Source organism: Bacillus sp. FSL M8-0049 (assembly GCF_038593355.1).
GTDB lineage: Bacteria > Bacillota > Bacilli > Bacillales > Bacillaceae > Bacillus > Bacillus safensis.
This window is the reverse complement of the sequence record NZ_CP151986.1, coordinates 972,503-990,716: the sequence shown is the minus strand read 5'-3', so window position 1 is coordinate 990,716 and position 18,214 is coordinate 972,503. Positions and strand designations below refer to the sequence as shown.

General features: G+C 40.6%; 23 protein-coding genes. 12 read left to right on the top strand and 11 right to left on the bottom strand.

Going from position 1 to position 18,214, the window contains the following annotated elements; all coding sequences use genetic code 11:
- Window positions 1-40 precede the first annotated feature (40 nt).
- Entirely contained in the window at window positions 41-1,261 is a 1,221-nt protein-coding gene (locus tag NSU13_RS05000) for an ABC transporter permease (protein ID WP_211042966.1), read from the bottom strand.
- Entirely contained in the window at window positions 1,254-1,994 is a 741-nt protein-coding gene (locus NSU13_RS04995; RefSeq protein WP_003212171.1) for an ABC transporter ATP-binding protein, read from the bottom strand. The genes NSU13_RS05000 and NSU13_RS04995 overlap by 8 nt, the downstream gene beginning before the upstream one ends.
- A gap of 486 nt (window positions 1,995-2,480) precedes the next feature.
- Between NSU13_RS04995 and NSU13_RS04990 the strand changes: the two genes are divergently transcribed.
- The 3 genes from NSU13_RS04990 to NSU13_RS04980 all read left to right on the top strand — a co-directional run bounded on the left by NSU13_RS04990 (window position 2,481) and on the right by NSU13_RS04980 (window position 4,794).
- Window positions 2,481-2,909 carry an HIT family protein gene (locus NSU13_RS04990; RefSeq protein WP_024425457.1) on the top strand — a complete coding sequence of 143 codons (429 nt, stop codon included), beginning with the start codon at window positions 2,481-2,483 and terminating at the stop codon, window positions 2,907-2,909.
- A gap of 159 nt (window positions 2,910-3,068) precedes the next feature.
- Window positions 3,069-4,148, top strand: a complete 1,080-nt coding sequence (serC, locus tag NSU13_RS04985; RefSeq protein WP_034282206.1) for a 3-phosphoserine/phosphohydroxythreonine transaminase — start codon at window positions 3,069-3,071, stop codon at window positions 4,146-4,148.
- Between the two features lie 127 nt (window positions 4,149-4,275).
- Complete coding sequence (locus tag NSU13_RS04980) at window positions 4,276-4,794, top strand: tryptophan transporter (RefSeq protein WP_024425455.1); 519 nt, start codon at window positions 4,276-4,278, stop codon at window positions 4,792-4,794.
- Window positions 4,795-5,046: 252 nt separating this feature from the next.
- On the opposite strand, the gene NSU13_RS04975 is transcribed toward NSU13_RS04980, so the two are convergent.
- Window positions 5,047-5,238, bottom strand: coding sequence for a hypothetical protein (locus NSU13_RS04975; protein WP_041117013.1), 192 nt, complete (start codon window positions 5,236-5,238; stop codon window positions 5,047-5,049).
- Window positions 5,239-5,366: 128 nt separating this feature from the next.
- On the opposite strand from NSU13_RS04975, the gene NSU13_RS04970 reads away from it, so the two are divergent.
- Together NSU13_RS04970 and NSU13_RS04965 are read left to right on the top strand one after the other, a co-directional pair.
- A complete protein-coding gene (locus tag NSU13_RS04970) occupies window positions 5,367-5,723 on the top strand; it encodes a YtxH domain-containing protein (RefSeq protein WP_024425453.1) in 357 nt (118 codons plus the stop codon).
- A gap of 187 nt (window positions 5,724-5,910) precedes the next feature.
- Window positions 5,911-6,531: an HTH-type transcriptional regulator Hpr gene (locus NSU13_RS04965; protein WP_034282207.1), complete on the top strand. Its 621-nt coding sequence runs from the start codon at window positions 5,911-5,913 to the stop codon at window positions 6,529-6,531.
- On the opposite strand, the gene NSU13_RS04960 is transcribed toward NSU13_RS04965, so the two are convergent.
- Entirely contained in the window at window positions 6,509-6,853 is a 345-nt protein-coding gene (locus NSU13_RS04960; protein ID WP_024426566.1) for a YhaI family protein, read from the bottom strand. The two genes, NSU13_RS04965 and NSU13_RS04960, sit on opposite strands and share 23 nt — an antisense overlap.
- Window positions 6,854-7,085: 232 nt before the next feature.
- Between NSU13_RS04960 and NSU13_RS04955 the strand changes: the two genes are divergently transcribed.
- Complete coding sequence (locus NSU13_RS04955; protein WP_034282208.1) at window positions 7,086-7,607, top strand: DUF3267 domain-containing protein; 522 nt, start codon at window positions 7,086-7,088, stop codon at window positions 7,605-7,607.
- 82 nt (window positions 7,608-7,689) lie between these two features.
- Entirely contained in the window at window positions 7,690-7,875 is a 186-nt protein-coding gene (locus NSU13_RS04950; protein ID WP_072368131.1) for a hypothetical protein, read from the top strand.
- 51 nt (window positions 7,876-7,926) lie between these two features.
- Here the strand turns inward: NSU13_RS04950 and NSU13_RS04945 are convergent, their stop codons facing one another.
- Entirely contained in the window at window positions 7,927-8,016 is a 90-nt protein-coding gene (locus NSU13_RS04945) for a YjcZ family sporulation protein (RefSeq protein ID WP_017360317.1), read from the bottom strand.
- A gap of 145 nt (window positions 8,017-8,161) precedes the next feature.
- A complete protein-coding gene (locus NSU13_RS04940) occupies window positions 8,162-8,248 on the bottom strand; it encodes a YjcZ family sporulation protein (protein ID WP_008361129.1) in 87 nt (28 codons plus the stop codon).
- 161 nt (window positions 8,249-8,409) lie between these two features.
- Here NSU13_RS04940 and NSU13_RS04935 point away from each other — a divergent pair, with 161 nt between their 5' ends.
- Window positions 8,410-9,294, top strand: coding sequence for a peptidylprolyl isomerase (locus tag NSU13_RS04935; RefSeq protein ID WP_041117009.1), 885 nt, complete (start codon window positions 8,410-8,412; stop codon window positions 9,292-9,294).
- A gap of 53 nt (window positions 9,295-9,347) precedes the next feature.
- Here NSU13_RS04935 and NSU13_RS04930 read toward each other — a convergent pair whose 3' ends face one another.
- The 4 genes from NSU13_RS04930 to NSU13_RS04915 all read right to left on the bottom strand — a co-directional run bounded on the left by NSU13_RS04930 (window position 9,348) and on the right by NSU13_RS04915 (window position 14,723).
- Entirely contained in the window at window positions 9,348-9,578 is a 231-nt protein-coding gene (locus NSU13_RS04930; RefSeq protein WP_041089925.1) for a sporulation YhaL family protein, read from the bottom strand.
- A gap of 117 nt (window positions 9,579-9,695) precedes the next feature.
- Window positions 9,696-10,643, bottom strand: a complete 948-nt coding sequence (gene yhaM / locus NSU13_RS04925; protein ID WP_024425447.1) for a 3'-5' exoribonuclease YhaM — start codon at window positions 10,641-10,643, stop codon at window positions 9,696-9,698.
- Between the two features lie 62 nt (window positions 10,644-10,705).
- Window positions 10,706-13,492: an AAA family ATPase gene (locus NSU13_RS04920; protein ID WP_342489905.1), complete on the bottom strand. Its 2,787-nt coding sequence runs from the start codon at window positions 13,490-13,492 to the stop codon at window positions 10,706-10,708.
- 16 nt (window positions 13,493-13,508) lie between these two features.
- A complete protein-coding gene (locus tag NSU13_RS04915) occupies window positions 13,509-14,723 on the bottom strand; it encodes a DNA repair exonuclease (protein WP_081124169.1) in 1,215 nt (404 codons plus the stop codon).
- Between the two features lie 171 nt (window positions 14,724-14,894).
- Here NSU13_RS04915 and NSU13_RS04910 point away from each other — a divergent pair, with 171 nt between their 5' ends.
- On the top strand, window positions 14,895-15,083 hold the full coding sequence (locus tag NSU13_RS04910; RefSeq protein ID WP_041117003.1) for a YhzD family protein: 189 nt from the start codon (window positions 14,895-14,897) through the stop codon (window positions 15,081-15,083).
- A gap of 31 nt (window positions 15,084-15,114) precedes the next feature.
- Here the strand turns inward: NSU13_RS04910 and NSU13_RS04905 are convergent, their stop codons facing one another.
- Window positions 15,115-15,888 carry an enoyl-CoA hydratase gene (locus tag NSU13_RS04905; RefSeq protein WP_081124168.1) on the bottom strand — a complete coding sequence of 258 codons (774 nt, stop codon included), beginning with the start codon at window positions 15,886-15,888 and terminating at the stop codon, window positions 15,115-15,117.
- Between the two features lie 181 nt (window positions 15,889-16,069).
- Between NSU13_RS04905 and NSU13_RS04900 the strand changes: the two genes are divergently transcribed.
- From NSU13_RS04900 to NSU13_RS04890, 3 genes are all read left to right on the top strand, one after another.
- Complete coding sequence (locus tag NSU13_RS04900; protein WP_231293971.1) at window positions 16,070-16,396, top strand: potassium:proton antiporter; 327 nt, start codon at window positions 16,070-16,072, stop codon at window positions 16,394-16,396.
- A gap of 64 nt (window positions 16,397-16,460) precedes the next feature.
- Entirely contained in the window at window positions 16,461-16,958 is a 498-nt protein-coding gene (locus tag NSU13_RS04895; protein WP_024425442.1) for a cation:proton antiporter regulatory subunit, read from the top strand.
- Between the two features lie 3 nt (window positions 16,959-16,961).
- On the top strand, window positions 16,962-18,185 hold the full coding sequence (locus NSU13_RS04890) for a cation:proton antiporter (RefSeq protein ID WP_034282218.1): 1,224 nt from the start codon (window positions 16,962-16,964) through the stop codon (window positions 18,183-18,185).
- The last annotated feature ends 29 nt before the right edge of the window (window positions 18,186-18,214 follow it).

The window sequence follows — 18,214 nt, the reverse complement described above, 5'->3', positions numbered from 1 at the left end:
TCCCTCCTTGGTGTCATCATACGCTCGCTGTAATCTCCACTTATCTCATCTTTTTTAACCTGCTTTGTACGTAAGGCTTAAAGAGGACAAGCACAAATGCTAAAGAAATGAGAAAGGCAAGTCCGCTTCCCTGCCAGCCTCCCGCTGGAAGTACCGCACAGCTCAGCAAGATTGATTGGATGATGAGCACATTACGGACGAGAACAAAAAAGCTTCGATCCTTTTCTTTTTGAGAAACTGGATAAAGTGCCTGTAATGAAAGATGAGCAAAGTGCTTCGTTAACGGCACAAGCTGTACACCTGTGATAAATACTGTGAACAAGACAAGTAACGCACCCACCCAGCCTGCTGCACCTGTATACAAAATAATCAGGACAAACACGGCGGTTAATCTAAACACGAGACCAAAATAGTCATTTGAGCGTACAAACGCCCTCACATACATATAAGAAAAAGTTTTACGCTGATCGTAAGGAACAAACTTCATAAGCCAATCCATGTATGCTCTTCTTTTCACCTGTTTCTTTAAGTGAGGCACATCTGTAAATAAGTTTGCTAAACGATAAAAGCGCTGCTTCCGTTTTAATTCATCAGAAATATGCATTTCCCATTGAAAGGGCTGTTTTTTCACTGCATTTGTTAAGTAGACGAGATAGACACCGTAGATAAGATAAAAAACGATTGCAATCACATAGGCTGCCTGTAAGACGGTGTAGATCAGCATCATATTTAATAGAAAACGAAGGGCTGCATCGAGCCATCTCACGTGTTTTCCTTGAAAATATGTGATTCTCCATTGAATGGCTGTATTCAGGCCCTTTATTAAGATCATTTGCGCCAGTATCAGCACATATCCCGTGATGCCTCCTGAAGACACCGCCGAATAAAGAGGAAGTGCGACAATGGATACAGCAATGAGAGGAAACAGCTGAGAAATGAAGCTAAAATTAAACGCTTGTTTTAAGTAAGGCTCCATCTTCCCTTCCAAAGGAAGCAAAAACACGAGATCGGCTTCTTTAATCAACGTACGTACGTATGAGCTTGTGAGTACCAATGAGAAAACAACTGCCATCACCCAGTAGGATGGGAAGTGAGCCGGAATATGTTTGAGCCAGCTGCTGTACCAGCTTGCTCCGCCTGCAAGGAAAAAAATGAGCACAATGACAAGATGATCGTTGAACATGTATTTTAAGTATTTTCTTGTTTCTTGTACGTGTTCCTCTAATCTTGATTTCCAAATGGTTTGCGTAGTTTTACTCATAGCTTTCTTCCTTTGTTAATTCCAAATAAAGATCATCGAGTGTCGCATCTCTCATATTGAACTGTTCTCTCAGCTCTGTCAGTGTTCCTTTCGCTCTGATTTCCCCTTCGTGCAAAATAATGAAGGAATCACAATAGCGCTCAGCTGTCGCTAAAATATGCGTTGACATCAAGACACTAGCGCCATTTTTCTTCGCAGCATTCATCCGTTCAAGCAGTGCATTGATCGCAAGAGGATCAAGCCCTAAAAACGGTTCATCGATGATATACAGCTCTGGTTCCACAAGGAATGCACACATAATCATAACCTTCTGCTTCATTCCTTTTGAAAAATGAGCAGGGAACCATTTCAGCCGTTTCTCCATTCGAAATTCTTTCAGCAATGATGGCAGACGTTCGTCTAATTGTTCCTTTGATAGACCGTAAGCCATCGCTGTCAGCTCTAAATGCTCTTTTAACGTTAATTCTTCATATAAAACAGGTGTTTCAGGAATAAACGTAAATTGTGAACGATACGCCTCTTGGTCGTCTTGAAGGGTTCGTCCATTCAATTCAATGACACCTTTATGCGGTTTCATGAGCCCGATAATATGGCGGATGGTTGTACTTTTCCCCGCCCCGTTTAAGCCAATGAGACCGACGATTTGATTTCTTTCTAATTCAAATGAAATATTTTTTAGAACGGGATTCTTCGTATATCCGCCCGTTACATCTTTTACAGTGAGAAGGGACATGAATTCGTTCCTTTCTTTCTTTTTTCCTTTATAGTAACAAAAACGAATGATAATTTGAAATGTTTACCTATAGACGAGTCATGAATAAAAAATAGGCGCTTTGGTCATCATAATGTATGTAGAAGAAATGAACTTGATGACCAATATGTAAATGAGGTGTTTGTTAAAGGCAAAGAACCGCATGACAAGTTGGTTTTTCATCTAAAAACCTTAGCTTCTGTTTTGCTTCACTGATTCTTGATTTTTGTGTCCTATACAATATGTATACGACAAACCAAAACGTCAAATGAGGTGTTTACGGCAGAAATAGCAGGCATATGAATTCTTTATTTCAGTAAATAAAGAATTCAAAAGGCATTCGAATGAAAGCATCAGCATTTCTTCTGCAGGAGCAGGATGAGCGACCAAAGGAGTTCGCTTGTCCTGTTTTCTTTTTTGCTTCTTTTTGTGATACGATAAAGGAAAAATAATGAGGAGTGACATGGCGTGAGCGACTGCATTTTTTGCAAGATCATTGATGGAGACATTCCATGTGCAAAAGTATATGAAGACGAGCATGTATTGGCTTTTCTTGATATCAGCCAAGTAACAAAAGGACATACCCTTGTAATCCCGAAAATACATAAAGAAAACATCTATGAGATGACACCAGAAGTGTCTAACCACTACTTCCAAGCGATTCCGAAAATTGCAAGGGCGATCAAACAGGAATTTGAACCAATCGGGTTAAACCTCCTGAACAACAACGGTGAAAAAGCCGGACAATCGGTATTCCATTACCATATGCACATCATTCCGCGCTACGGAAAAGGTGATGGCTTTGGTGCCGTATGGAAATCACATCAAGATCAATACACGTCAGAGGATTTAAAAGACATTTCTTCTGCCATCCACACGCGGCTTACCTCATCTTAACAGATGAGGTTTTTCTTATTTTCACCCCTTTTCATCGCTTCCGCCTTTTAATAGTAAGATATTTTGAACGATTCAATTTTTTTGTCCAAATGCTTCAAATTTGTGATAGGATGGTTTTATCTTTTGATCCATTAACGCGAGAAATAGGGAGAGATTGTGATGAAGCGAACGACGAATTTTAATGCTGGTCCGGCGGCATTGCCGCTAGAAGTGCTTCAAAAAGCACAGGAAGAACTTGTTGATTTTAAACAAACTGGGATGTCTGTGATGGAGCTTTCTCATCGCAGCGGTGAATATGAAGCAGTCCACAATAAAGCAAAAGCGCTTTTAGTGGAACTGATGGACATTCCAGAAGATTATGAAGTCCTCTTTTTACAAGGCGGAGCTAGTCTTCAATTTGCGATGATTCCAATGAACTTCTTACATGAAGGCGAAACAGCTCATTTCATTCAAACAGGCGCTTGGTCAGAAAAAGCATTGTCAGAAGCAAAAGGGTTTGGGCAGACATCTGTGCTTGCTTCAAGTGAAGATGACAACTACTCGTATATTCCAGAAGTAGATGCATCCGGTTTAACAGACGGCGCTTACTTACATATCACATCGAACAATACGATCTTCGGCACTCAGTGGAAAACGTTCCCGAACACGTCACTCCCGCTCATTGCGGATATGTCCAGTGATATTCTCAGCAAAAAAATAGACGTTTCTTCATTTGATCTCATCTATGCCGGGGCACAAAAAAACCTAGGGCCTTCAGGTATCACGATTGTGATTGCGCGCAAACGTTTATTAGAGAAAGAGAAAAGCAGCACGCCAAAAATATTAAAATATTCAACACACGCAAAAGCCAATTCTCTTTATCATACACCACCGACTTTTGCGATTTATATGCTGTCACTTGTCCTTGAGCATGTCAAACATGCTGGCGGTGTAGAAGCAGCGGAAAAACGCAATGAACAAAAAGCAGGCATTCTCTATGATACCATTGATCAAAGCGGCGGTTTTTATCAAGGACATGCGCGTGCTGACAGCCGTTCTCATATGAACGTCACCTTTACTCTTCGTGATGATGCACTTACTTCTTCCTTTGTGGAAAAAGCAAAGCAAGAGCAAATGGTTGGACTAGCCGGCCACCGTTCTGTCGGCGGATGCAGAGCATCTATTTACAATGCGGTCTCAATAGAAGACTGCCAAAAGCTTGCGGACTTTATGAAAAAGTTCCAGCAAGAAAATGAGTAAAAAGGCTTTTCTATAGGGAAATAAATTTGTTATAATAACGAGAAATATAAAGTCATGACTCTTGCAATAAATGATGAGCCATATTATTGGAGAGTCCTATAAGAGCTTAGCAGAGGAGAGCATAGAAATGAAAACAAAAGAATTAGTGATTATGTCATTGCTTGCAGCAATGGGAGCTGTTTTGCATACGATTTTCCCGCCCATCTTTTTCGGAATGAAACCTGATATGATGCTGGTCATGATGTTTTTAAGCATCATCCTTTTCCCAAAGGTTCAGCATGTTGTCGTGATTGCGCTAGTGACTGGCGTGATTTCTGCATTAACAACGGGATTCCCAGGCGGACAAATTCCGAATATGATTGATAAACCAGTGACAGCCTTTATCTTCCTAGCCCTTTTCTTATCTTGCTTAAAGATAAAGAACAAAGTGGTGCTGACCGCTGTGTTAACTGCGATTGGAACCATCGTATCCGGTGTGATTTTCCTATCTGCCGCTTTACTGATCACTGGACTGCCAGCTGCATTACCGGCACTTCTTGTGGGCGTGGTCCTGCCAGCAGCCGTGATTAATACCATTGCTATGGTATTTGTCTTCCCAATTGCTCAGTCCATTTTGAGACGTGCAAGAATGATAGAAGTTGCTTAACGAATAACCGAACCTCTTCATGATAGATGAAGAGGTTTCAGATTGTTGATAAGGGCTAAAATGATCTTGATTTTAGCCCTTTGTCTTCTTTTCAGCGTGATAGAAAACCTTTGAAGTCTAGGAAGGACGAGTACTGGCGCGGAGCGAATTTGATATTCGTGAGCACCAGCACGCAGGACTGACAAAGAATGCGAGGGTTTGTCTACACGCTGGAACCTCTTCATGATAGATGAAGAGGTTTTTTTCATGCTTTTATAAAAGAAAAAGGGTCAGCAGCAAAATGAGGAGTGAAATCCCTGCACCAGCCGCACACACAAGTGCTTTTTGCTTTAAGACATGTTTTGGCGGATAAGACCCTGCATACCCAAGCTGTCTTGCATAATGAATAGAACCAACTGTAAAAACGATGCCGATACACATAAAAACGAACAGAAAGACAGACAACCTTCTCCCCTCCCTTTTCTTCAAAAGTATGCTAAAATAAAGCAAGCTATGTATGGAAGTTCAATGAAGCTGATCGTCAGCTCAGAGAGAACATGCGAATGTGTAAAATTTGACTAGAGGTGATTTGAATGGCTAGTGGACGTTCTTTATTAACAGGATTATTTGTAGGCGGTCTCCTCGGAGGTGCGGCAGTGCTCCTGACGACTCCCTCTTCTGGCAGAGATGTGCGCGGAAAAGTGAAAGACGGCTATGACAAATTCGAAGATACGCTGACAAAATTAAAAAGAGATGGACAAGCTTTAAAAGAGCAAATTGTGGAAACAGCAAAAGAAAGCGCAGAGGTGATTAAAGAAGTCGGGTCTGAATTGCAAACATCGATTCAGCAATGGCGCGAAGAAATCAAACCTCATCAGCAGGACTTACAAAAGGAAATTCAGGAAATTGAAGAAAAGCTCAAACAACTGGAGAAAACCTTACAAAACTAATATACTCACAAAAAAATATTCGTTTACAAAAGTGTGCGGGGTGCGTATCCCGCACTTTTTTTGTTGAAAAAAGGTTATTTTGACAATGTTTTTCATGACTTTTAAAAATTCTTGAATTTTCAGCTTTATTAATCTTTATTTTATTGGCATAATAGAATTACAAGAAAAAGAGAAGTAGGTGAAATGGATGAATCATTCGGAACAGCCTTTCGATGTAAAAGAAGCACTTTTATTCAGTCAAAGAATGGCCCAATTGAGCAAAGCTCTTTGGAAATCCATTGAAAAGGACTGGCAGCAGTGGATCAAACCGTATAACCTAAATATCAATGAACATCATATTTTGTGGATTGCGTATCAATTAAAAGGAGCTTCAATATCAGAAATTGCAAAGTTTGGCGTCATGCATGTATCAACGGCGTTTAACTTCTCCAAGAAACTGGAGGAACGAGGATTTTTAAAATTTTCTAAAAAGTTAAACGATAAACGCAATACGTATATTGAGCTAACGCCAAAAGGCGAAGAGACATTCCATAAACTACTCGAAGATTATGACCCGGCACGAACTGGTATTGTCAAAGGCGCACAGCCGCTTCATGACATTTACGGAAAGTTCCCTGAGATTTTAGAAATGATGTGTATTATCCGAAACATTTATGGTGAGGATTTCATGGAGATTTTTGAGAAATCGTTTTCAAACATTGAGAAGGACTTTTTGAATGAGCGAGGAAAAGTCACAAAAAAGACTGAGGAACTTGAAAACTCAGCTGAGGCAGCAGAAAAAGCGGCTAAAACAAATCAAATTGTTTAATGATCTTTATAAATTCATTCATTAGCGGCTGAAACAGCCCCTGATCATGCAAAGCAAATATCGTCTCATGAACATCCAGCTTTTCAATTAACTGTCCCGCAAAGAGCGCAAGGAGATCGTCAAACATGACGTAGCCTTGTGCTTTTTGCTTATCCATTTCCTCTGAAAGCTCAGCACAAATACGCTCAATTTCCTCTGCCTCTTCTTTCGATACACGCTGCCTGATCAATAACGCATAATATGGATAACGGCTCATATCGGCTGCCGTCAATAAAAGTTCCATGTAATATTCAAGCTGGCTCATTCGTTCCTCAATACTCATGTACGTTCCCTCTTTCTCTTAGTCCTTCTATTTTAGCCGAAATTACTCATTGACGAAAGAGACGAACCTCCCCCTTCTGTTCTTTTTTCTTGAAAAACCCAAAGTTTCCTCTCTTTATTCCATATGAAGGCACCATTTTATTTTTTTTCATCAAAACCATTGATTTTTATCCTCAGGAAGAGTAAATTATCTTGAGATATTCAATTCGATTTTTAGATTGGAAGGATGAAAAATGAATTGTTGGAAGACCATTAATCTTGAAAAGGATTATGGTTATACGAGAATGATGATTTCAGCCATAAGTCTTGCTATCCTTTTTTTCATTATGGCATTTTTATGTTTTCAACTGACTCATCCTGAAACGCGGCTAAGCAGCCATAACGCACCACTTTTTGCCGTGCTCTTACTTGTGACATTGCTTGTCCACCGTGTGGTTCACTTGATCCCAGTGATGAAAAATAAGAAAAAAATGACGCTATTGATGAAACGAAATTGCTGGCAGCGCGTGCCTAAGAAAGTGATGCTTTTTTCACTTCTCAGCCCGTTTTGTGTCATCTCACCGGTTTACTTTTTGTTAGGCGTGGCGTTTCCTATGTACGCACACTATTTTATCATCATCGCAAGTATACATGCAGGCTATTGTTTGCCTGACTTTTTATTTGCATGGAAGCTGCTCAAAGCACCTAAATCCTGCATCATCGATCAAGCTCAAGACGAGTTTGATATTTTAGTTGACCAAACTTCCTCATCATGAGGTTTTTAAAGCCAACTTCTATCTTTTTCATAAAAAATTTGGTAATGTAGTATGGGAATAGCATAGAGAGGGGGGATCTCCGATAGTTTTATTTTACTTCATCGTCTTTGCCGCGTTTATTGTGTATTCAATAAACAGGCTTACTAATACATTATGCCTTGTCAGAGAGATTCCTGAAGAACGGCAAGATAAGGTGTTTCGCTTTATCAATGTATCGATACTGATCTTACTTATCTCATCATTTGTTGAAATTACCATTTCCATTTAAGATCAAAGCAAAAGCTGCCAGTTTGAGGGCAGCTTTTTGTGTATATTTTCATTAGCAAATCCAAGATGCACCGATGATGATCAATAAAATAAATAATACGACGACTAGTGCAAAACCGCCAGCAAAGACTTCTCCTCCCATGTGAAAACACCTCCTGCCAGTTCTTCCTCTGTTCTAAGCTCAGTGTATGCAGAAAAATAAAAAACGTTTAGGCACCTGTCATCGTTTGAAAAAAGAACCGCCCTCACGCACGGCAGGACGGCTCCCTTCTGTCACAGCGATTTAATTAGTAAAGATATGCTGCACCAACGATGATCAGCAAAATGAATAGCACGACCAATAAAGCAAACCCATTAGAATATCCTGCTCCCATATAATTCAGCCTCCTTTTTGTGATCACTATATGTGTATGTCGCGCGCAATTTTTTGACTAGACGAATGCCCTTCCATTTGCATTTCTTTTTACAGCGTGTCACAATATGTTATGATACAAGCAATGATAAATAAATTGGAAAGATTAGGAGTGTTTTTTGAATGAAAAAAATGGCTTTAGCAGCTGTAACAGCAGTAAGTGTTTTAACTCTTGGCGCATGCAGTAGCGGTGATAAAGATGTGATCGCCACAACAAAATCAGGAGATGTCACAAAAGGAGAACTTTATACTACTCTTAAGAAACAAGCAGGTGGAGATGCTTTAAACCTACTTGTTCAACAAAAGGTTCTTGCTGACAAATACAAAGTATCTGATAAAGAAATTGATAAGAAATTGGAAGAATATAAAAAGACACTTGGTGAAGATCGTTTAAAACAGCTTCAAGATGAATTCGGTAAAGATTACATCAAAGATCAAGTGAAATATGAGCTGCTGACTCAAAAGGCTGCCAAAGCTAACATCAAAATCACTGATAAAGAAGTAAAATCGTATTACGATGACCTTAAAGGAAAAATCCGCGCAAGTCACATTTTAGTAGCTGATAAGAAAACAGCTGACGAAGTGGAAAAGAAATTAGATAAAGGTGAAAAATGGGATGCCCTTGTCTCTGAATATTCAACTGATACTGCTTCAGCAGCACAAGGCGGCGATGTAGGCTGGTTCGCAAAAGAGGGCCAAATGGACGAGAACTTCAGCAAAGCTGCTTTCAAACTAAAAGTAAATGAAATCAGCAAGCCAGTAAAATCCCAATTCGGCTACCATATCATTAAAAAGACTGAAGAACGCGGTAAATATGATGACATGAAAGCGGACTTGAAAAAAGAACTGCTTGACCAAAAACAAGCAGACACAAATGAAATCCAAAACATCTTAAACAAATTAGTAAAAGATGCTGATGTGAAAGTAAAAGATAAAGAGCTTCAAAAAACGTTCAAAGAAAAATCTGAACAGCCTGCACAAAATCAGCAGCCTCAACAAGGCCAGTAATCACAAAAAACCTCTCTGCCGTCATCGTGCAGAGGGGTTTTTGTATGACGAGATTAAGCAATCGAATGATCTTCATGTGCCGCAGTATCCTGCGATCTTTTCACCTGCTGATCCTGACGTCTGCGCTCTCTTTCCTGTTCCATTCGCTCGATAAAAATTTCTCCTTCCTTTTCAATAAAGGATTGATCAATCTCTTGCTCCTCTTTGGCTGTTGTCATTAATTTATACGCACAGAAAATAATGCCGATGATACATGCATACACCCACCACGGAAAAAACAACATTTTTTCATCGCCTCCTTTTCTTAAGGACATTCCTCTCTTCCTTTGTGTTACATGCTTATGCGAAAAGAAGACAAGTTATGAAAAAAAACGCCCGCATAAACGGACGTTTTGACATGATTATTCGTGATGGAAGGTTGGTTTATAAAACGAACGATTCTCAAGTGCAAAAATACGTTCTGTATATTCTCCTGGTTTCACATGCTCAAGCGCACGATCCATCATGTTCATTTTCGCATCTAAATTATCAATATAGTGGAGAATTTCAGCTTCTTTTACCATTGGTGGTTTCGGGCTGCCCCATTCTCCTTTTCCATGATGACTCAGGACTAAGTGCTGTAAAATGAGAATTTCCTCTGAATCAATGCTAAGCTCTTCCGCAGCTTTCGCAATCTCTGTCACCATAATGGAAATGTGGCCAATTAAATTCCCTTCCACAGTATATGTCGTGGAGACTGGACCCGAAAGCTCTTTGACTTTCCCTAAATCATGAAGAATGATGCCTGAATATAAAAGATCTCGATCTAGTGATGGATATAGGTCAACAATGGATTTTGCTAAATGCAGCATAGACACGACGTGGTAGGCGAGTCCAGAGACAAATTCGTGATGATTTTTTGTCGCTGCTGGATAATCAGCAAATTCCTGTCCATATTTCTTCAGCAAATGCCTTGTAACACGCTGAATATTAGGGTTTTTCATATCAAAGATATATTGCATAATCGTATCCATCATATCGTGTTTTGGAATAGGAGCTGTTTCGAGAAAGTCATCAATTCGAATTTGCTCGTTTTCAGCAACAGGGCGTATATTCCTAAGCTTCAGCTGATTCCTCCCGCGATAATGATGAATGTCGCCTACTACCTTCACGATGGTTTGCGGTCCATAGGTGATTTCATCATTCTGCTTTGCATCCCATAGTTTCGCCTCAATATCTCCACTTTGATCTTGAAGAATGAGCGTTAAAAATGGTTTGCCATTACTTGCAATTCCTTTAGTAGATGATTTAATTAATAAATGCAGGTCAACTTGTTCGCCGACATCATAGGTCATGATCCCTTTAGCCATTCAATAAAAGCTCCTTCCATGTTTCTGCTCATATAAGTATAACATAAGTCATTATTTGTCAATCATTCAACTGCTAAACTCGTAATCTGTCCATCTTCAGCTGCCTGCATCATAAGCTGATGACAGGTAAAATAAAACAGCTGTGTTTCATAACGCGTGAGTTCATTCATCAACTCCAGTACTCTTCCTAGACGAACATGATCAAAATGAACGAAGCTGTCATCCATCATAAACGGAAGCTGACATTCCTGCTGATGAGACAAGGCGAGTGCAAAACGAATGGCCAGATAGACTTGTTCACATGTTGCTTGCGAGAGCTCTTCTGGGCGGAATATTCGTCCGTCCATCCTTTTCACGATCAGCCGGTCATCCTCTGGTGAAAATAAAATGGCTTCATATCGATCATTCGTTAACGGCTGAATAAAGCGGGAAGCTGTTTGCAGCAGTTCTGGCAGCCTTTTTTCTTTATGTTCATTCAATTTTTCTCGAATGACGGAGCGGACAAGCTGAATCGCCGCCCATTTTTTCGCAAGGTGCTTTGCATGCTCCTGCTCAGCTGAAAGCTGATGAGTCAAATCAGACACCGTACCTGAAGCTTCTATTTGCCGGATTTCCACTGCTCGTTCTGCCAGACGTTTTTCCATATTCGCCGCATTCGATTGTATGTTATTCAGGTGCTGCTTTGCTTCCGCACACTCTTCTTCAAGAAGGCGCAATCCTTTACGAACAATCGATTCTTCCTCATCAAAGCAGCCGCTTCTATGCAGCTCTTGATTCAGCTGCTGCAAATGGGAAAGCCGTTCCCGATATTCTTTCGATAGATGAGAAAGAATTTGGTAATCTTTTTTGGACTCTGCCTCTACTTGGCGAAAAAGCGCGTCCATTTGTTTTTCGTAATAGTCAATTTCCCCTTCCAGTGTCGTGATCTGCTGTTTCACATGTTGAATCGATACATCCAATGTCTGACGTTCTTTTTCTCTTTTCGCCTCATCTTTCAATATCTCTTGAAAGGCCGAGATGTTCTCTTGAATGGTGCCTTCCTTTCGCTGCAGAAGACTGCTTAACGCTTCCACCCTTTGCTCATAATTGGACTGCTGGCCGGCAAGCTCGTCTATTTCCCGGCTAAGCTCCTCATATCCCGCTGTATTCGTTTTTAATTGCTTCAGGATAAGGAAGGCTTCTACTAGGAAAGAAAGCTCTGAGGACAAGCCCAGCTGTTTTTTCTTTTCCTCTACTTGCTGCTGGACAGGTTCCAGCTCCTGCTCCCAGTCTTCATATTGCCGGATGATCCTTTCGTACAAAAGCTCCTTCTGCCTCACAAGCGTTTCAGCTGAAGCTGCCTGTACTTGGAAGGAATCGAATGTTCCCCCGCCGCTTCCCTGTTTCACCTGTGTCGATTTCAAAAATGGGTAAATAGCAAAGAAGACAAAAACAGAAAACCCTGCAAATAAGAAAGTAACCCACCACTCTGTTAAAAAGAAAAGGACAAGCAGAAATGCAGCATCAAATATCACCATCACAGGGAATAACCACGCCCGGGAATGAACCTGTTTCTCTTTTGCTCTTGTTTCCCCAGCTTCCACTGAACTGTCCGATCTGGCCTGCTGTTCCTTTAATCCTTTTAAAGCGGTTTCCGCTTCTTCCAGCTCATGTCTTGCATGATCAAACCGGTCATCCAGCTGTGCCTTTCTGTCCATTAAACGAACGTAGTGGCTGACAGCCTCCTTTAATTCCCACTCAAATTCAAGGGAGTCGTCAATCTGATCAAGCTTGACTGAACGCTGCCACTTCAGCTTCGCTGCGGCTTCGTCCATTTTTTGTTTCAATGAATCACGTTCTGCTTTACATTCTGCTAAGCGGTTTTTGATACGTTCAGCATGAGATGATTCATCAATGACACGTGTCATCTCCAGTAATGTATCCTTGTCATGAAGCGGTTGAACTTGTGCCAGCGAGGTTTGCAAATGGTCTAATTTTTGCTTTAGTGCAGTCATTTGAGCCTTTTTCGGATGAAGGTGTGATTCTAATTTATCCAATTCATGCTCTGTTTCTGCTCTAAAGCGTTTGACTCGTTCTGGATAACGGGCTAATTCTTTTTTTAACTCCATCTTCTTCTCTATCATGGGATAAAGTCGAATGTGTTCATTTAATTGCTGAATCTGTTCTTCTGTCTGCTTCATTTCCTTTTGAAGCGCTGCGATACTCTCTATTAATTCAGAATGCTCCCGTTTTTTTTCTGTATAACGGCCTTCTGCCAATCTAGCTTGTTTCAGCTGGCCAGTCAGCTCTTTTAAACGATCAAGCTGCTGGTTTAATTCCGGCTTGCGTCCATTTGGTTTAAACAGCTGCTCCTGCTGCTTAAGCAGCCTGCTATCCATCTTGGAGGCAGCATCTGAGCCAAATAAACTTGAGAAAAGGAGAAATTCACCGATTTGATCTTCGTTTAAGGCTTGGACATTTTGCAGTCCAAACACATCAAATGAATAGATTGATTGGAATAATCTGCGATCTGTTCTCTTTAAAAGAGTTCGTAGAAATGCTTCATCTTTCACTTCACCATTCGGTAAAAACACCTGTGCTTGACCGCCTCGATCGGACGATCTCTCAATGTGAATGACACCTAACTCCTCATCTAAGCAAGTGAGGGAGCCGCCATAGAAAGATCCTTGTTTCGGCTTGTATATCTTGTTTTTTGAAAAACCAAATAACATCGACTCAATAAATGCCTTCAATGTCGTTTTCCCCGATTCATTCAGGCCGTAAACTAGCTGAAAACCGTCATCAGAAAAGTGAAAGGTTCGATTTGAAAATTTCCCGAAATTCGCTATATGGAGTGAACGTATTTTCATCATACCTCTCCTTTTCTCATAATTGCTTCAGCTGTTCCGTCAACAGCCTTTGTGCCTCTTCTTTTATATCCACTTCATCCTCTTTTGTGAGCGCTTTTCCTGACTTCCTGTAGGTTGGGTGACGCTTGATCGGTGAAAGCAGTTCTTCATATGACTCAAACTGTGCAATTTCTGCCGTTAGTTCCTTCAAAAAGGAATCTTCTGGATAAATGACATCCTCGTTTGTTCGGCAATCAATTGACATCACCCAAACAAACACATCTTCATCTTCCTCCTGCTCATGAAAAACAGTCATCAGCTCTTCGAGGACCTCAAGCTGTGTATGCTCAAAGTAAGAAGGCGCATCACCTGTCAATTCAATTCTCACAAAATGAGGAATACCTTCCTCTTTCAGCTCATTGATTTTGCCTTCCACAAGTGTGACAAGATCCGTCATATGAGTTGTTTCTGTGATGTCTATTGCCAGTTTCTCAAAGATGATATCTGCACAGCTGATAAAATCCGCTGCCCGTGAATCTTCGGAGAGGTGAATCAAGTAACAGCCTTTTTCTCCCGTTTCTTTTATATGTCTGCCCTGCACGTTACCAGGGTAAATTATATATGGGTCTTCATGCAGAAGGGCTCTTTTATGTATATGTCCAAGCGCCCAATAATCAAAATCCCGCGCTATGAGCTGCTGCAGCTGAAATGGGGCATATGCATCATGTCCTTCTTGTCCGGCTAATGTGCCGTGAAGCATCGCAATGTGATAGGCAGCATCTGTTGTTTTGACATAATGAGATGTCATATTTTCATAGACAGCCCGCTCTTTGTAGCTAAACCCATAAATACTCGCGACAAGCTGATCCCCTCGATAATAGGAGTGCTCACTTGGTGTACTGCTCGAAAAGACATGTACATTCTCGGGCCACTCAATCGGTGTCCATTCACCGCCTAAATGATCATGATTCCCATAAATAATAAAGACTTCAATCCCGTGCGTTTGCAGTCTTACAAACTGATTTCTTAAAAACAGCTGTGCTTTTAAGCTGCGATTGGATTCATCAAATAAATCTCCGCTCAGCAGCACAAAGTCTACTGCCCGCACAATGGCGAGATCAAAGATGTTCTTAGCGCTTTGAAATGTACTTTCTTTGAGCCGCTTAAATATGGAACTAGGTATAGTCGACATTCCTGCAAATGGACTGTCTAAATGTAAATCTGCGGCATGAATAAAGGTGAGCTTAGTCAAACGTCTATCTCCTTGTCCGATACTGTCATTGTCCATATTTTATCATGCCATTTTTACGAATGCACGTTCTATCACTCTCATTCTAAAAAACACATTTTTAAGGGCTAAAAAAGAGGTTTTGTCTTATTCCATGTTTAATTACATTAAAAACAGAGGAAAGGAAGATGAGGAATGGAGAAGACATACTTTTTAACCGTATTTGACCGGTCGGGTGAGACTTTATTAAATGAAAAAATCACAGCGGATAGTGACGAGAAAGCAAAGGAATTAGGACGTCATCGCTTAATGGAACAGCAATACACAAAGCATTCTCATCGACTCGTTGATCAAGCAGGAAAACTGCTTTTATTTGAACGTTAAAAAAGCCGGCTTTCGCCGGCCTCATGTTCATTTATGCTTTTTGAAAGACAGGACGTCTTTTTTCTAAAAAGGCCTGTATACCTTCCTTGTGATCATGACTTTTTCTCAGTCTTGCCTGTGCTGCTCTCTCTTTTTGAAGAACTGCTAAGAGCTTTGATTCTGACTGGTGGAAATAGATCATCTTTGTTTCGATAAAGGCTTGAAGCGGCATGTTCATAAATGGCTTCACACACACTTTTTGGTACGTATCGACCTCATCCTGAAACACCCCGTCTGCAAGGCGCAGCTTTAACGCTTCTTCAGCCGGCAGCTTTTGTCCGCTCCAAATCAATTGTTTAGCGGTTTGCTCACTCACTCTTTTTGTGAGGAAAAAATGCCCCCCGCCATCTGGAATTAATCCTACTCCATTAAAATTCATGGCGAGTTTTGCATCCTGATGCATAAACAAGTAGTCACAGCTTAGAGCAAAGCTAAAAGCGAGGCCTGCTGCTGACCCGTGAACAAGCGCAATCGTCACTTTTTTCATACTAGCTAGAGAAAGTGTAATTCCCTCGATCAAATCCATCACACGATGGAAATCTTCTTCACTTTCCTGCTTGAGCATCATCCCAATATCTCCGCCTGCTGAGAATCCTTTTCCCGCTCCCTTGATGACAACGACTTTTGCACTGCTTTCCTCCGCTGCATCACATGCTTCTTTGAATTCAGCAAACATGTCCACATGAAAAGAATTATAAGCTTCAGGCCTATTGAAAACGATTTCAAAAACATCCCCGTCTAACTGACAATTGATATATGTCATCATCCATCCCCCTCTTCTTTTAAAAGCTCATCACTTACTTCCATTTTCATCATGTAAAACCTTTTTCTCTAAATAAAAAATTTCAAGATCAATTGATACTAAAATAAGCATAATGATTGAAACAAGAAATATATTTTTATATAGTAAAAAAAGAAAGAAAATAAATTTGAAAGGAGGAGGATGATTGATCAGATGTTCCATCATGATATTGGTTAGCTTCATCGTCATGTTTTCTCCTTTTTCAAATGTCGTTTTTGCTTCACAGGCAGAAGCGAGTATACCTAGCCTGATTTCTCCATCCATTTATGATGAAGAAATCAATGCTGTGAAGACACCTTCGTTTTCAAAAAAACATGCTTCATCCATTCTGTTGAAGGACAGATTATCAAGGGCGGATGCCAAGACTTTTCTGCCAAAGCCTGCCTCATCAGCTGCATTGTCCATTGATCTATGTTTTTTGGAAATGAAGTGTGCGATCCCCGTTATGTATCAATCTAATTACCTCTACTGATTCATTTTATTTCATCCGCATTTACTATATGAAAAACACAGACTATCAAATTCGGAGGGATAAAATGAACATTAAAGAAAATGATCTTCCTGGGATCGGAAAGAAATTTGAAATTGAAACGAGAAATAGAGAAAAGATGACGATTGTGATTCATGATGATGGCAGACGGGAAATTTATCGTTTTGACGATGATGATCCAGATGAAGTGCTGTCTACCATTTCACTCGATGATGCTGAATCCCGGCAAATCGCTGCTATTATCGGCGGTATGGTGTATAAACCGCAGGCACTAGAAACCATTGAAATGGCCTTCAACGACTTGATCATTGAATGGTTTAAAGTGGAAAAAGGTGCAAAAGCGGTTGGACATACACTCGGTGATTTAGATGTGAGACAAAATTATGAAGTCACCGTGATTGCGATCATTAAACATACAAATGAAAAATTACTCAACCCTGGTGCCGATTCGATTATTCAAGCAAATGATACGATGGTCATTTCGGGCGAAAGAAAACACTTGAAGCGATTGGTACGTGATTTTCTTTCTAGAGGGGGAGAGTGATGAATGGATCATTTAGTCTTTGAAGTTGGGACGGCGCTAATTCTTATCGCCATCGCCAGCTTAATCGCCAATAAAATTAAATTTTCTATCATCCCTTTTCTCATTGTCCTCGGAATGATTGTTGGGCCGCATGCTCCAACTATCGGGATCATTGATTTGAAATTTATCGAAAGCACGGAGATTATTTCGTTTTTTGGCAGAATGGGCGTCCTGTTCCTTCTTTTCTATCTTGGACTTGAGTTCTCTGTCGGAAAACTCATTAAATCGGGTAAATCTATTGCAGTCGGCGGATCTATTTATATTTTGATCAACTTCAGCTTAGGACTGCTCTACGGTTTTATCACAGGGTTTGGATTCCTTGAGGTTCTCATTATGGCAGGGGTGATCACCATTTCATCCAGCGCCATTGTGGCCAAGGTCCTTGTCGATTTGAAACGAACGGCGAATCCTGAAACAGAGTTAATTCTAGGGATTATTATGTTTGAGGATATTTTCCTCGCCGTTTATTTATCCGTCGTATCAGGTCTTGTCCTTGGAGATGCCACTACTGTTGGCGGTGCCTTATTATCGATTTTAATCGCTTTTGGTTATATGATGCTTTTCTTTATCATTGCGCGGAAGCTGCCAAAACTATTAAATAAGTTGTTTGATATCCGTTCGAACGAAGTGTTCATCATTGTGATTTTTGCCGCTTTGTTCTTTGTCGCTGGTTTTTCAGAAACGATTCATGTAGCAGAGGCTATTGGAGCTCTCTTACTTGGTCTTGTTTTCTCAGAAACAGAGCACTCAGACCGCATCGAGCATCTCGTGGTTCCGTTTAGAGATTTCTTTGGAGCGATGTTCTTTTTCAGCTTTGGTCTCAGTATCGATCCGTTTACATTGGGTGATGCCTTCTGGCTTGCGATCGGCGCTGTGATTCTTACCTTAATTGGGAACTTCACTGCCGGAATGTTCGCTGGACGGAGAGCTGGATTTTCTCATAAAGCCTCTTCTAATATTGGATTAACCATCGTATCGAGAGGAGAGTTTTCAATCATTGTTGCCGAGCTTGGCATCGCCGGCGGACTTGCCGCTACTTTGAAGCCCTTTGCTGCATTGTATGTCTTAATCCTTGCGATCTTAGGACCGCTCGTAACGAAAGAATCTAAGAAAATCTATCAAATCCTAAACAAAATCTTCAAATGGAAACCTGAAAAACCAAAAGTAAAAAAAGAAACGACGATCTAATGAAAAAGGGTCCTATGCTTGGGCCCTTT

Excerpts from the sequence above, each read along its gene's own strand:
- NSU13_RS05000 (WP_211042966.1), bottom strand. The coding sequence starts at position 1,261 with ATGAGTAAAACTACGCAAACCATTTGGAAATCAAGATTAGAGGAACAC.
- NSU13_RS04995 (WP_003212171.1), bottom strand. The coding sequence starts at position 1,994 with ATGTCCCTTCTCACTGTAAAAGATGTAACGGGCGGATATACGAAGAAT.
- serC (WP_034282206.1), top strand. The coding sequence starts at position 3,069 with ATGAAGCGAACGACGAATTTTAATGCTGGTCCGGCGGCATTGCCGCTA.
- NSU13_RS04980 (WP_024425455.1), top strand. The coding sequence starts at position 4,276 with ATGAAAACAAAAGAATTAGTGATTATGTCATTGCTTGCAGCAATGGGA.
- NSU13_RS04970 (WP_024425453.1), top strand. The coding sequence starts at position 5,367 with ATGGCTAGTGGACGTTCTTTATTAACAGGATTATTTGTAGGCGGTCTC.
- NSU13_RS04965 (WP_034282207.1), top strand. The coding sequence starts at position 5,911 with ATGAATCATTCGGAACAGCCTTTCGATGTAAAAGAAGCACTTTTATTC.
- NSU13_RS04960 (WP_024426566.1), bottom strand. The coding sequence starts at position 6,853 with ATGAGTATTGAGGAACGAATGAGCCAGCTTGAATATTACATGGAACTT.
- NSU13_RS04955 (WP_034282208.1), top strand. The coding sequence starts at position 7,086 with ATGAATTGTTGGAAGACCATTAATCTTGAAAAGGATTATGGTTATACG.
- NSU13_RS04945 (WP_017360317.1), bottom strand. The coding sequence starts at position 8,016 with ATGGGAGGAGAAGTCTTTGCTGGCGGTTTTGCACTAGTCGTCGTATTA.
- NSU13_RS04940 (WP_008361129.1), bottom strand. The coding sequence starts at position 8,248 with ATGGGAGCAGGATATTCTAATGGGTTTGCTTTATTGGTCGTGCTATTC.
- NSU13_RS04935 (WP_041117009.1), top strand. The coding sequence starts at position 8,410 with ATGAAAAAAATGGCTTTAGCAGCTGTAACAGCAGTAAGTGTTTTAACT.
- NSU13_RS04930 (WP_041089925.1), bottom strand. The coding sequence starts at position 9,578 with ATGTTGTTTTTTCCGTGGTGGGTGTATGCATGTATCATCGGCATTATT.
- yhaM (WP_024425447.1), bottom strand. The coding sequence starts at position 10,643 with ATGGCTAAAGGGATCATGACCTATGATGTCGGCGAACAAGTTGACCTG.
- NSU13_RS04920 (WP_342489905.1), bottom strand. The coding sequence starts at position 13,492 with ATGAAAATACGTTCACTCCATATAGCGAATTTCGGGAAATTTTCAAAT.
- NSU13_RS04910 (WP_041117003.1), top strand. The coding sequence starts at position 14,895 with ATGGAGAAGACATACTTTTTAACCGTATTTGACCGGTCGGGTGAGACT.
- NSU13_RS04905 (WP_081124168.1), bottom strand. The coding sequence starts at position 15,888 with ATGATGACATATATCAATTGTCAGTTAGACGGGGATGTTTTTGAAATC.
- NSU13_RS04895 (WP_024425442.1), top strand. The coding sequence starts at position 16,461 with ATGAACATTAAAGAAAATGATCTTCCTGGGATCGGAAAGAAATTTGAA.
- NSU13_RS04890 (WP_034282218.1), top strand. The coding sequence starts at position 16,962 with ATGGATCATTTAGTCTTTGAAGTTGGGACGGCGCTAATTCTTATCGCC.